The sequence below is a fragment of the Microcoleus sp. Pol8_D6 genome, assembly GCF_036700965.1.
Lineage (GTDB): Bacteria > Cyanobacteriota > Cyanobacteriia > Cyanobacteriales > Microcoleaceae > Microcoleus.
In genome coordinates this window covers 1-12,093 of the sequence record NZ_JAUBPW010000070.1, presented here as the reverse complement: position 1 = coordinate 12,093, position 12,093 = coordinate 1, and the positions used below count along the sequence as shown (strand labels likewise).

Below are 12,093 nucleotides of genomic sequence, written 5' to 3'. Positions count from 1 at the left end.
AAATAAATTAGCATCTTCGTATTGTTATTTATTAGCTGCTGGAGTGCGCTTTAATTGTTCCATTTCCTCAACATAAATTTCACCTAAATCCTTTCCCGCCAATTCCTTCAGAGTAATACTCTTGTAGCGGACTTCTCCCTTCAGCAACACTTCATCCCCAAGCTGGGGCAAATCTTGCTTGGTTAAAATCCAAATACTGCCAGTACCATCCTCAAGTTGATAAGCCGCATTCCCCACAAACGGAGCGCGATTTTCTACCTTTCCCCGAAGATAAACTTCAGCATCCACTTGCCGCTTTTGTTGAACGTCGCCAATGCTAGCCACATTAAAGCCAAGATTAAGTTGAGACAGAGGTAAATTGCCACAACTGAAAAAACCGCTGGCGAGGATTAGCGATAAAGAGCCGGTGCAGAATCTTTGAACCCAAACTTGCTTAATTGCAGTAGTCATTGGTCAACTGAGTTGAGATTTGAGATACGACTTACTTTAACAGAATCCCAAGAATCGATCGCAAGTAAGAAATTTCTCTAGTGTAGTCATTGACGAGGATTAAGCTAAAATCTAAAATCGTCAGCCCCTAACCCAGAGTCTACAATGGATGCCAAAACTGCTCAAATACTAGATGGCAAAGCTTTAGCGACAAAGATTCAAACCGAGCTGAGCGATCGAGTCCGCACCCTACAACCCCAAAAGGGGCGTCCTCCCGGACTTGCGGTGCTGATGGTGGGCGACAACCCAGCTAGCGCAGCCTATGTTCGCAACAAAGAGCGAGCCTGCGCTAAAGTTGGCATAGCTTCCTTCGGCCAGCATTACCCAGCCAATGCTACTCAAGCCGAACTAGAACTTGCAATTGGGGCACTCAACGAGGACGATCGAGTAGACGGCATTTTAGTGCAATTACCACTACCAGAGCACTTAGATGCAATTTCGCTGCTGTACCAAATTGCCCCCGACAAAGATGCTGACGGACTTCACCCTGTAAATTTAGGCCGTCTCGTGCGCGGGGAGGAAGGTTTGCGAAGTTGTACTCCCGCCGGAGTGATGCGGTTATTGCAGGAATACCAGATTGATTTGAAAGGAAAAAATGCCGTTGTTTTGGGACGGAGCATTTTGGTAGGTAAACCGATGGCGCTGATGCTATTAGAAGCTGATTGTACTGTTACTGTAGCTCATTCGCGGACGAAAAACCTAGAATCGATTACCAGCCAAGCCGATATTCTAATCGCCGCCGTCGGCCGCACAGAAATGATTACAGCTAATATGGTCAAACCTGGATCAGTAGTAATTGATGTCGGTATTAACCGCGTTGTTAATCCAGACGGTACGAGTCGTTTGGCCGGAGATGTGAACTTTGGTGCTGTTAAAACAGTAGCCGAATTTATCACGCCTGTGCCGGGAGGAATCGGGCCGATGACGGTTGCTATGCTTTTGGAAAATACCGTTTCCAGTTATATTGCATACGGTTCTAATTGAATTGGAACCCACTTGTGAGCCAGTATTGGCTCAATTAGTAGGGTTAGTAATCTACCAACACACAAAGATTTTAGCTATGGCTTTAAAACCGGATGCGTCAGGGACATTGCGCTTAATTGGCGACAACACCTCGGAAGGAATTCAACTTACTCCTGGAGATCTAAACAACTTCCCTTTAGGAGCTTGGGCGCTCGATGGCGACGATACAGTAAATGGCTCAGGGGCTAGCGAGTTAATCCTGGGAAATGAAGGGGAAGATATTCTCAGAGGTTTTGCAGGCAATGATTCTGTATTTGGGGGAAAAGGAAGAGATGGCCTGTATGGACAGGAGGGAAATGACTCTCTCAGTGGTGGTCTAGATGCTGATTACCTTAGTGGAAGAGCTGGCGATGATATTTTATTTGGGGGTAGAGGCAATGATTTTTTAAACGGCGAAGAAGGGAATAACACTCTGGTTGGTGGCTTGGGCAGAGACTTCTTAAATTGTGAGTTTGGCACTAATTTATGCGTTCTGGGAATAGATCCTGCCACTACAGATATCAATTCTAGTGATCTGATCGGAAGTTTTGATCCTGATTTTGATCGCATTGGATTAGCGAGTGACTTAAGGGTCAATGATATAGTGTTGGAGCCGCTACAGAATGTGACAATAACATTTAGGTTCGATGTGTCGCAAGCTTTACAACAATTCCTGCCTCCAGCTTTTGTCAGCGGACTTAGCGAAGTTTCTTCAGGAACTCTAATCAGAGTTAGGAATTCTAACGCGATTTTAGGTTTTGTAGAGGGTATAACTCCTAATGAACTACAAAGCAGGATTGTTTCCGTTCAGGGTTTCTAAGTTCAGGACAATCACTGGTGGGATGGAAAACTTCTCATATGGTTAGCCACAAATTAACTCCTCATATTTACAGGGCTTACGCAGAAACGCTAGTAGGGTGCGTATTTCGCACCTTACTACTATGGGTCGTGTAAAAATTAACTGTGCAGCGTAAGTGCTGTAAAATTCTTTACTCTTTGAGTCTGCTTGGAGTGGACGAAAGATGATGTAGTAAAGATTTCAAGCTTCGATCGAAATCACTAATCACTATGATTTACCGTGAGGACTTCTTGACAGCAACAACGCGAATTCGGCGATAATCTGCAATCCAATTACCATCGCGGTACAGGATCGATCGCAAACGTTCTTCAACTGCGTTAATTACCTGCGATCGCACATTATCAGACAACCCCGACAAAAACCCGCCAGCAAACATTTCAATCCAATTTACCATACCCGCGCTGCCACCTTCTAGGGGAGTCGGTCGATCAAACAAAACCGCATAACCCACCTCAAATCCCTGCTTTTCCAAAAGCCCAGCATACTCGCCAATACTCGGAAAATACCAAGGATTAAGCGCTTCAGGCTCCTGACAGCCAATTTCTGACAAAACACTCAAAAGTGCGCGGACGATCGCCCCCACATTCCCCTTACCCCCAAACTCAGCCACAAAACGCCCTCCCGGCTTCAGCGCTTTTTCCACACAATTAATCACAGCATCCGACTGTTTAATCCAGTGCAAAACTGCATTAGAAAACACAGCATCTAACGCCTCTTCTACTTGAAAACTCCTCGCATTCGCTGTATCGAACTTGATGTGAGGATAGTTAACTTTTGCCGTGGAAATCATCGACAAAGATGAATCAATACCTTGCACCAAAGCACCACTTTGAGCAATCTTTTCAGTTAACTGTCCCGTACCGCAGCCCAAATCCAGAATTTGTTCTCCCGCCTTCGGAGCGAGTAAATCCAAAAGAGATTCGCCGTACTGCCAAACAAAAGCATGATTTTGCTCATAAAGAGCTGAATTCCAAGAATTTTGTGACATCTCTTCTCTCCTCTTCTCTTTGCGTTCTTCGCGTCTTCGCGGTTCGTTATTAAATCATTGGCCAGCAAGCAGACTAATTCCATCCCCCTCAATACGGCAAACCCTAATATTTTCCAAAATGCGCGCTCCCTGCTTTTCATAAAAAGCAATTCCCGGCGCATTGCCAGTATTAACAGTCCATTCCATACGCCCGCAATTTGTAGACTCAGCAATTTGTGCCAAATATTTTAACAGCGCTGTACCGATTCCCATACCGCGCATAGGAGCTTGCACAAATAAATCATCAAGCCAAAGGCACGGCTGCGTCAATAAACTTGAATAAGAAGCATAAAACATAGCAAACCCTACCGCTTTTCCGGCAACCTCAGCCAACAAAACCCGCACTAGCGGAGGCTGGCAAAACAACGTTTGCTGCAATTTATCGGCTGTTGCTGTCAACAGGTTTTTAGAGCCATCGAAGTCGCTTTTTTGGGAAATAAAATCCACGATTAATTCCAAATCTGCCAGATCTGCTTCTCTAATTCTGATATTCAAATTAGCCATTGTTTAATTCTCAATTTCGCCTATTAATCACTGTATTAAATGCCATCATAAATGTCCAATATATGTTTAACTAACCACTTATACTTTTAAAATATCAATGATTGGGGAGCTATGGAACTTCGGCATTTGCGTTATTTCATTGCAGTTGCAGAGGAACTGAATTTCACTCGTGCAGCCGAAAAACTGCATATTGCCCAACCACCGCTGAGCCAACAAATCCAGCATTTAGAGGCAGAGTTGGGGTTTCAACTGTTTCAGCGCACCAAGCGGACGGTGCATTTAACGGCAGCGGGACAGGTGTTTTTCGAGGAGGCTGGGAAAATTCTGCAGCAAGTCGATCGAGCAATTCAACTCGGCCGACAAACCAGTCGGGGCGAACTCGGCCAACTGACGATCGGCTTTGTGAGTTCTGCAGCACACAACGTGGTTCCAGCGATTTTGCAGGCGTTTCGCACTCGGTGTCCCGCCGTCAAACTGGAACTGCACGAACTTGGGACAAACGAACAGTTGCAGCGGCTGCGGTTCGGACAAATTGATATCGGCTTCGTGCGCCCTCCGGTTGAGGAAGATGGGATAAATTCTGAAATCGTTTTTCGAGAACCGCTGATCGTGGCATTGCCAGAAACGCATCCGGCGGCCGATCGCACGAATGTTGAATTACGCGAACTTTCCACGGAACAGTTCATTTTATTTCCGCGTTCCCAGGCTCCGGGATTGTACGATGCGATCGTCAGTCTTTGTCAGCAAGCAGGTTTTAGCCCGATCGCAGCTCAAGAAGCAATTCAAATGCAAACCATTGTGAGTCTGGTAGCTGCCGAGATGGGAGTGGCGATCGTCCCGGCGTCGATGCAAAATTTCCAGCGCAGCGGGGTTGTTTACAAATCTTTGCCAGAATCAACCTGCATTGTGGCGATCGCTCTGATTTGGCGCAGCGATCCAACGGCGGCGGTGCAGCGGTTTTTGGAAGTCGCCAGACTGCAGCAGCGGATTTGATATTTGAGATTGTAAATTTTAGATTGACTGGCAAATTGACAAAGTTATCAAAACTCAAAGATTTTCTGTGCAACAACACCCGTAGAATGATTAATTGATGCTCGGAGTTCGAGCAACTACTGCCGTAAAAGTCGGCACGATGCGACCTGAACGGCTCACAATATCCCACATAACTATTCAGTACAAGAGAGCAAGGGATGGTATTGGCAACAGAAATGGGTTCGTCCCAACCGGAATCCTCTTTCGACCTATCTACTTATCTAGTCAATCGAAAAGAGGCGATCGAGGTAGCTCTCGACAGTGCACTCCCGGTCATCTACCCAGAGAAAATTTACGAAGCAATGCGCTACTCGCTGCTAGCGGGGGGCAAGCGCCTGCGTCCGATCCTGTGTCTGGCTAGCTGCGAACTGGCCGGCGGCACTACATCTATGGCAATTCCGACAGCTTGCGCTTTGGAAATGATCCACACGATGTCGCTGATTCACGACGATTTGCCGGCAATGGACAATGACGACTACCGACGCGGCAAACTGACGAACCACAAAGTTTACGGCGAAGATATCGCCATTTTGGCTGGCGATGGTTTGCTGACCTATGCTTTTGAATTTATCGCTACTAAAACTGAGAACGTACCCCCCCAACAGGTGTTGCAGACGATCGCCCATTTAGCGCGGGCATCGGGTGCTGCTGGATTGGTAGGCGGTCAGGTGGTTGATTTGGAATCGGAAGGAAAGACAGATGTTTCTCTGGAAACTTTGAATTACATTCACGCTCACAAAACAGGGGCGCTGTTAGAGGCCTGCGTAGTTTGTGGGGCAATTCTGGCTGGGACCTCAGCAGCAGATTTGCAGCGACTGTCTCGTTTCGCTCAAAATATTGGGCTGGCTTTCCAGATCATTGACGACATTCTGGATATTACTGCTACTCAAGAAGAACTGGGCAAAACTGCTGGCAAAGATGTTCAAGCAGGAAAAGTCACTTATCCGAGTTTGTGGGGAATTGAGGAGTCTCGGCGCCAAGCTTCGCAGCTTGTTGCTGATGCTAAGGCTCAATTGGCAGTGTTTGGGAGCAAAGCTCTACCGCTGCTGGCGATCGCCGATTTTATTACCAGCCGCAGTAACTAGAAATACTAAACACTATGCAGGAAATTTGCAGCGGCATATTCAACAATCATGTACTCGTGGTTGCTTTGCTCGCTTGTCTGGCGGCTCAGATCATGAAGTTGCCGATCGAGTTGGTCAAAAATCGCAAGTTTAATCTTCAGTATTTGGTAACAACGGGGGGAATGCCCAGCGCTCACTCGTCTTTTGTGGGCGCTTTGGCTGCTGGAGTCGGACAAACGATGGGATGGGAAAGCCCGGATTTTGCGATCGCTGCGATCTTTGCAATTATTGTGATGTACGACGCAGCAGGCGTCCGCCAAGCAGCCGGCAAGCAAGCTCGCATCCTCAACCAAATTATTGATGAGTTTTTTGAGGAAGATCACAACCTTAATGAGGCTCGCCTGAAAGAGTTGCTGGGACACACTCCTTTTCAAGTGCTTGTAGGTTTGGGGCTGGGAATCACGATTGCTTGGATCGCAGGGCCTGCATATTAGTTAACTGTTAACTTTTAACTGTTAGTTGTTGACTGTTAACTGTTAACTAATCACTACTGACCGAATTCTGCTTGCAGAATATCGTCATTATCATCGGCGATCGTGGCGACAATAGTAATAACCCGAGAAATTTCCCCGGCCGAGATTTCGGCGATCGTCCGAGTCGATATTACCGCAACTTGATTGTCAACAATGGCAAAATGAGATTCCAAAGTAGACAGCCAATTCATTTCTAGAAGTTTCCGCATTAATTGAGCTTCATTCTTCGCTGGCAACTGCAGTACAAAAGCCCAAACAGTCAAAGTATCCTCTTCGGTTTCGCCGGTCAGTTGCACGAACACTTCAACACTGCCGTACTTAAACTTCCAAAGATGTCCGCCAGCTTCATTTTGACCGACCATCACTTTTTGGTCTACAGCCATGCTGGCGATGACAGTTTCAATTTCTTCTGCATAGGTGACGGCTGTGGCTTTTTCGACCTGCTCGGAGGCGATCGCACTTTCACTTAAGAGGCTTTCTGTGGAAGCTGTTTGTATGTTCGGCTCGCTGGTAGTCATGATTATATTTAGATGGAAAACTATTCCAATAATCAGTTTACTTGCTAAAGCTTAAAATTATGACTTTAAATAACTGGTTCCGAGGCTATACCTGGGAACCAGTATATCTCGCTTGTTTGCGGAGGCAGACGCAAGTTTGACTTGCAAAGCGGTTTCACCAGGTTCGCGATCGTTTTTAAGCTTTGGGCTTAGTCGCCGGCTTCTTCTCAATGGTATTCAAGCCGTTGAGGAACATGGGCACCAATTTCTCCATAAATGCCTGCGGGTCGCGGTTCCAGGCGCGCTGAGCTACATCAACTCTGGTCATTTGTAGATCCGGGGCCAACAGGGTTCTGGGCAAGCGTTCCATCAGGTATTGCGGGCGTTCCCACATCGGCATGGTGTTGGCAATGTCTACCAGGCGGGTGACGCGACGCAATTCTGCCCCCAGCATGATATCCATTCCCGACTCAAAAGCTGCTTGTTCGATCGCCACATACTTGCGCTTTGCCTGTTCCACCTTTTGGCGGTGTTCCGGGCTTTTGTCGGCGATTTGGGCCAGCCAGCGGTTGCCCCAGCGGACGTGACCAGCTTCTTCTGGAAAAATCTTTTCGATTGTTTCCCGGATTTTGATGTTTTCTGCGGTTTGGGGAGCCTGTTTGAGGGCGTGGATGTGCGCGCCGAAATACTCGCATCCTCGCTTCTCGGTGACGTTAATCGCGGCGAGGGAAGAAATTACAAAGTCTTCGCGGTTTTTGGTAGGGTCTTGTTGTTCGCTGTCATACAACCTTTCAAATTCGTCAATGTAGGAGACTCCTGGCGGCGTTCCCACATTTTGGTCGAGGTCTACCAGCAAGTCGGTGAGCCACATGGCGTGCCGCGCTTCGTCGGAAATGTGCCGAGAAAGGTCGCGCACGAGTTCGGCGGGTTCCCCGTTTAGCTGTTCGATCACGTCGGTGAGGTCTTTGCAACTGCGCTGTTCGCTAAATCGGTAGCGGTTGAGGGTGATCAGGTGAATTTCGCGATCGCGGACTACTTGAGCTAAAATCTCGCGTGCTCCCATAGCGTTGCGAAGCTTGCGGGGGTAGGCAACAGTCATGCTTTTATGTTGTTTTGTAAAGATACCTATATAAGTGTAACGCAGTTTTTTCGACAACCAATTACCTCGCAAGGCAGAAAGTTATTGTTTAGCACGGAGATTCAATTTTATACAGACAATTTTTTTACTAGCTCAACAAATGACAATAGTTTTGAGTTGCGAGTCATACCATTTTAGATTTTAGATTTTAGATTAAAAATGACTGATGACTATCAGGGTTTGGAGCTTTTCTACAGTTACGTTATTTTTTTAAACTGCTATCACGCAAGGGTGGCGCGGATCGCAGAAAGCAATCTCACGCACTCAAAACTCTTCAGGTTCCGTCGAGTCTGAAGCCTCAACACTAGCAGACTCTTGTTGAAATTTTCGCGCCTCTTCTACTTCCAACCTAGCCAGAGTTGTCGCCACATCAGCTAACTGTAAAGCCAGATTCATCCGACAAACCGGGTTTTTTTCCCTCCAGAGGTCTTTTGCCAAGAAATGTACTCGATAGCGAAACATTTTAATTGAATTTGGCGGAGTAACTTTCACGGTCATAGTCTTTCTTCTGTTGAAGTTTGAATGCGGAGCAGCACTCGTTCTAGCTCCAAGTAAACAAATGTCAGCATGATTACTTTATCTTCATCGGTGATTGTAACACTACAAGTTGCCGATCGAGGTTCAACGCCTTCGTGCCTGACAACTACAGTATATTTTCCCGGCTTCAGGTTATCAAAATTCACATCAGCTTCAAACAGGTCAACTGTCTCCTCGGCCAGCACTCGTCCTTCTTGAGTCAGTAAAGTGACAAACGCAATGCCGTCAACTGAAGTCATGGCGACGTTACTCTGATTGCGGATCATCACAAAAATATCGGACATCGTTTGGTCATTGTTAATTGCTAATTGCTAATTTAGAATGAGTGCAGAATCTCACAAAAGAAGGAGCATAAATACAGTGAATCCTTTCAAGTTTTTGCTAATTTGGACTGTTAGTGCAGCGGTTCTCGGTTTGGGAAAAAGTGGGGCCATAGCTGCTATCTCAAATATCTCTGAGATTGAGCCTGGTTTGCAGCTTCACGGCGTGCGGGTTGCTCAAAGGGACGATCGCAATTTAAGCAACTCGAAAGGTACATTAAAAGAAGGCAGTGCCCTCTCTATCGATCCTGATGAAGTTACGGGCATACCAAAAGCTGAGGCGCGACAGCGTTTCATTTTGAATAAGATATATCTGGTTCAGGAAGGCACTACCCCTGACGATTTGTTTATTGTTGATGAGAAAGCAAATAAATGGGCTGTAGAGGATGTCTCTGAGGCTACAATGGGCCCTACTACTAACAGCGTTGCCCAGATAGTGTCGGGTAACGGGAGAGTCTGGGCGTTGATCCAGAAGTTCTAAACTTCAAAAAAACGCCGCTTTTAAGGGCGGCGTTCTTATTAATTAAAAATCACAGGTTAAAAATGGTATAATTACCAGTTTTAACTTTTAATTTTTAATTGTTAATTTTCTAACAGTCGTAGTAGAGAGCAAATTCGTAGGGGTGAGGACGCAGCCGCATCGGGTTGACTTCATTGTCGAGTTTGTAGGAAATCCAAGTTTGGATGAAGTCTTCGGTAAATACGCCGGTTTCAGTTAAGAAACTGTGGTCTTTTTCTAAAGCTTCTAAAGCGCCTTCCAAAGAACCGGGAGTCGAAGGAATTTTGCTCAATTCTTCAGGGGAAAGGTCGTAGATATCCACGTCCAAAGGTTCGCCCGGATCGATTTGATTCTTGATGCCGTCAATGCCGGCGCACAGCATGGCTGCAAATGCTAAATAGGGGTTGGATGTAGCATCCGGACAGCGGAATTCTAACCGCTTGGCTTTGGGGTTGGTTCCCGACAACGGAATCCGCACTGATGCCGATCGATTTCCTTGAGAGTAAGCTAAGTTTACAGGCGCTTCAAAGCCCGGAACTAAACGCTTGTAGGAATTGGTCGTGGGGTTGGTGATTGCCAAAAGTGCCGGGGCGTGCTTGAGAATGCCGCCGATGTAATGCAGTCCCATTTGACTGAAACCTGCATATTGATCGCCTGCAAATAGAGGTTGGCCGTCTTTCCAAATCGACTGGTGAACGTGCATCCCGGAACCGTTGTCGTTAAACAGCGGTTTGGGCATGAAGGTGATGGTTTTGCCGTATTTTTTGCCGACGTTTTTGATTACGTATTTGTAAGTCAGCAAGTAGTCGGCAGCTTTTACCAAAGTGTCAAAGCGGAAGCCGAGTTCGCATTGACCGCCGGTGGCGACTTCGTGGTGGTGCTTTTCGATTGGTACGCCGCATTTTGCCATTGTCAGCAGCATTTCCGTTCTCATGTCTTGTGAGGTATCGGTTGGTGCTACTGGGAAATAACCTTCTTTGTAACGCGGTTTATAGCCGAGGTTGCCGCCTGCTTCTTCTTTGCCGGAATTCCAGCGACCTTCGATCGAATCTACGTAATAGTAGCCGGAATTTTGGGTTTGGTCGAAGCGAACGTCGTCAAAAATAAAGAATTCTGCTTCCGGGCCAAAGAATGCTGTATCGCCAAGACCGGTCGAAAGCAAGTAGTCTATGGCTTTTTGGGCAATGGTGCGCGGACAGCGACTGTACGGTTGGCCGGTGCGAGGTTCTTTGATGCTGCAAATGAAGCTGATGGTAGGTTCTGCCATGAACGGGTCCATCCAAGCGGTGGTCGGATCGATGACCATCGTCATGTCTGATTCGTTGATGGCTTTCCAGCCCCGAATGCTGGAACCGTCGAAGGGTACGCCGTCTGTGAATGCAGTTTCGTCGATTTGGTCGTGGTACAGGGAAAGGTGTTGCCAGATCCCCGGCATATCGATGAATTTGAGGTCAACGATCTGGATCTTATTTTCTTTTATGTAGTTTAAGGCTTCTTGGGGTGTCTGGAACATGACTTACTCCTGATATTGGTTGTTTCTTGGCGATCGGCCGATTTCAGACTGTTTGGGCGATCGTAGGCCTTCAGTATCCACTATTTTGTATCTAGGGCTACAAAATTCTGAAATAGGGGCCCAGTGCGGCCGGGCAGTTTGAAATTCTTGCCCTGTGGATTTTTCGACTGAAGATACAAGGCAAACGGCTGAATTTTACGACAGTTTGCCACGGATAGACTACCCTTCGTGAAAATCCTATCTCAAATCTTAATCAAACGCCGATTTGTAGTAGTCTACAATAGGCGGTCTGTCTCAGATAGCAAAGTATTGATAAAGATTTTTGGGAGAGAAACTTATGCGCGATGCAGTGACGAGCCTGATTGAAAATTATGATGTTGCTGGTAGGTATTTAGACCGAGATGGTATCGATCGGTTGAAATCTTATTTTGCAACGGGCACGGCACGGGTACAGGCGGCGGCTGCGATTAACAGCAATGCTGCGGCAATTGTTAAGCAAGCTGGTATCCAGCTATTTGCTGAACAGCCAGAACTGATCCGTCCCGGTGGAAATGCCTACACGACTCGTCGCTACGCGGCTTGTCTGCGGGATATGGACTACTACTTGCGCTATGCTACTTACGCCCTGGTGGCTGGAAGTACCGACGTGCTCGACGAGCGCGTGCTGCAAGGTTTGCGAGAAACTTACAATTCTCTCAGCGTTCCCATTGGCCCGACGGTGATGGGGATTAGCATTATGAAGGAGATGGTTAAGGCTCAGGTGGAAGCTGCTGGCTTGTCTGTGGGGCCTTTTTTGGATCAGCCTTTTGATTACATGATTCGCGAATTGAGCGAACAAGATATTTAAGTCAATTTGCTAGTTCTTTTAGCAGCAAATTGCATTTGTGGCTGGCACTTAGCAGCAGTTAGATCGATCGCTTTTTTTGGCCTCACCGCCTCCAAGCGATCTTTTTTTATTGGTTATACAATTTTAGATTAAAGATTTAAGATTAAAAATAATAGATTATACCACTTCTCCAAAAATATGCTACAATAGCACTTCTAGCAAAAGGACGATTGTATGAAAGTAAATTACCAAG

At 46.6% G+C, this 12,093-nt stretch carries 15 protein-coding genes; 7 read left to right on the top strand and 8 right to left on the bottom strand.

Annotated elements, in window-relative coordinates:
• Positions 1 to 24: 24 nt before the first annotated feature.
• Positions 25 to 450 carry a DNA-binding protein gene (locus tag QUA10_RS23250; protein WP_333084945.1) on the bottom strand — a complete coding sequence of 142 codons (426 nt, stop codon included), beginning with the start codon at positions 448 to 450 and terminating at the stop codon, positions 25 to 27.
• A 144-nt stretch (positions 451 to 594) separates the two neighbouring features.
• Here QUA10_RS23250 and folD point away from each other — a divergent pair, with 144 nt between their 5' ends.
• Together folD and QUA10_RS23240 are read left to right on the top strand one after the other, a co-directional pair.
• A complete protein-coding gene (gene folD, locus QUA10_RS23245; RefSeq protein WP_333084944.1) occupies positions 595 to 1,473 on the top strand; it encodes a bifunctional methylenetetrahydrofolate dehydrogenase/methenyltetrahydrofolate cyclohydrolase FolD in 879 nt (292 codons plus the stop codon).
• Positions 1,474 to 1,498: 25 nt separating this feature from the next.
• Positions 1,499 to 2,311: a calcium-binding protein gene (locus QUA10_RS23240; RefSeq protein ID WP_333084943.1), complete on the top strand. Its 813-nt coding sequence runs from the start codon at positions 1,499 to 1,501 to the stop codon at positions 2,309 to 2,311.
• 253 nt (positions 2,312 to 2,564) lie between these two features.
• Here QUA10_RS23240 and QUA10_RS23235 read toward each other — a convergent pair whose 3' ends face one another.
• Both QUA10_RS23235 and QUA10_RS23230 read right to left on the bottom strand, forming a co-directional pair.
• On the bottom strand, positions 2,565 to 3,338 hold the full coding sequence (locus QUA10_RS23235) for a methyltransferase domain-containing protein (RefSeq protein ID WP_333084942.1): 774 nt from the start codon (positions 3,336 to 3,338) through the stop codon (positions 2,565 to 2,567).
• Positions 3,339 to 3,392: 54 nt separating this feature from the next.
• Entirely contained in the window at positions 3,393 to 3,881 is a 489-nt protein-coding gene (locus tag QUA10_RS23230) for a GNAT family N-acetyltransferase (protein WP_333084941.1), read from the bottom strand.
• A 111-nt stretch (positions 3,882 to 3,992) separates the two neighbouring features.
• On the opposite strand from QUA10_RS23230, the gene QUA10_RS23225 reads away from it, so the two are divergent.
• The 3 genes from QUA10_RS23225 (at position 3,993) to QUA10_RS23215 (ending at position 6,471) form a co-directional block, all read left to right on the top strand.
• Entirely contained in the window at positions 3,993 to 4,874 is an 882-nt protein-coding gene (locus QUA10_RS23225) for a LysR family transcriptional regulator (protein WP_333084940.1), read from the top strand.
• Positions 4,875 to 5,071: 197 nt separating this feature from the next.
• Positions 5,072 to 5,998, top strand: a complete 927-nt coding sequence (gene crtE, locus QUA10_RS23220; RefSeq protein ID WP_333084939.1) for a geranylgeranyl diphosphate synthase CrtE — start codon at positions 5,072 to 5,074, stop codon at positions 5,996 to 5,998.
• Positions 5,999 to 6,012: 14 nt separating this feature from the next.
• Positions 6,013 to 6,471: a divergent PAP2 family protein gene (locus tag QUA10_RS23215; RefSeq protein ID WP_190658220.1), complete on the top strand. Its 459-nt coding sequence runs from the start codon at positions 6,013 to 6,015 to the stop codon at positions 6,469 to 6,471.
• Positions 6,472 to 6,524: 53 nt separating this feature from the next.
• Here the strand turns inward: QUA10_RS23215 and QUA10_RS23210 are convergent, their stop codons facing one another.
• The 4 genes from QUA10_RS23210 to QUA10_RS23195 all read right to left on the bottom strand — a co-directional run bounded on the left by QUA10_RS23210 (position 6,525) and on the right by QUA10_RS23195 (position 8,966).
• Positions 6,525 to 7,028 (bottom strand): YbjN domain-containing protein, encoded by a 504-nt coding sequence (locus QUA10_RS23210; RefSeq protein ID WP_333084938.1) that lies wholly within the window; start codon positions 7,026 to 7,028, stop codon positions 6,525 to 6,527.
• 175 nt (positions 7,029 to 7,203) lie between these two features.
• A complete protein-coding gene (locus QUA10_RS23205) occupies positions 7,204 to 8,106 on the bottom strand; it encodes a ferritin-like domain-containing protein (RefSeq protein WP_333084937.1) in 903 nt (300 codons plus the stop codon).
• A gap of 303 nt (positions 8,107 to 8,409) precedes the next feature.
• Entirely contained in the window at positions 8,410 to 8,643 is a 234-nt protein-coding gene (locus tag QUA10_RS23200; RefSeq protein ID WP_333084936.1) for a hypothetical protein, read from the bottom strand.
• Positions 8,640 to 8,966 carry a hypothetical protein gene (locus tag QUA10_RS23195; RefSeq protein WP_333084935.1) on the bottom strand — a complete coding sequence of 109 codons (327 nt, stop codon included), beginning with the start codon at positions 8,964 to 8,966 and terminating at the stop codon, positions 8,640 to 8,642. The genes QUA10_RS23200 and QUA10_RS23195 overlap by 4 nt, the downstream gene beginning before the upstream one ends.
• A 37-nt stretch (positions 8,967 to 9,003) precedes the next feature.
• Here QUA10_RS23195 and QUA10_RS23190 point away from each other — a divergent pair, with 37 nt between their 5' ends.
• Positions 9,004 to 9,483, top strand: coding sequence for a hypothetical protein (locus QUA10_RS23190; protein ID WP_333084934.1), 480 nt, complete (start codon positions 9,004 to 9,006; stop codon positions 9,481 to 9,483).
• A 109-nt stretch (positions 9,484 to 9,592) separates the two neighbouring features.
• Here QUA10_RS23190 and glnA read toward each other — a convergent pair whose 3' ends face one another.
• On the bottom strand, positions 9,593 to 11,014 hold the full coding sequence (gene glnA, locus QUA10_RS23185; RefSeq protein WP_333084933.1) for a type I glutamate--ammonia ligase: 1,422 nt from the start codon (positions 11,012 to 11,014) through the stop codon (positions 9,593 to 9,595).
• A gap of 337 nt (positions 11,015 to 11,351) precedes the next feature.
• Here glnA and apcB point away from each other — a divergent pair, with 337 nt between their 5' ends.
• On the top strand, positions 11,352 to 11,861 hold the full coding sequence (gene apcB, locus QUA10_RS23180; protein ID WP_293258696.1) for an allophycocyanin subunit beta: 510 nt from the start codon (positions 11,352 to 11,354) through the stop codon (positions 11,859 to 11,861).
• Positions 11,862 to 12,093 lie beyond the last annotated feature (232 nt).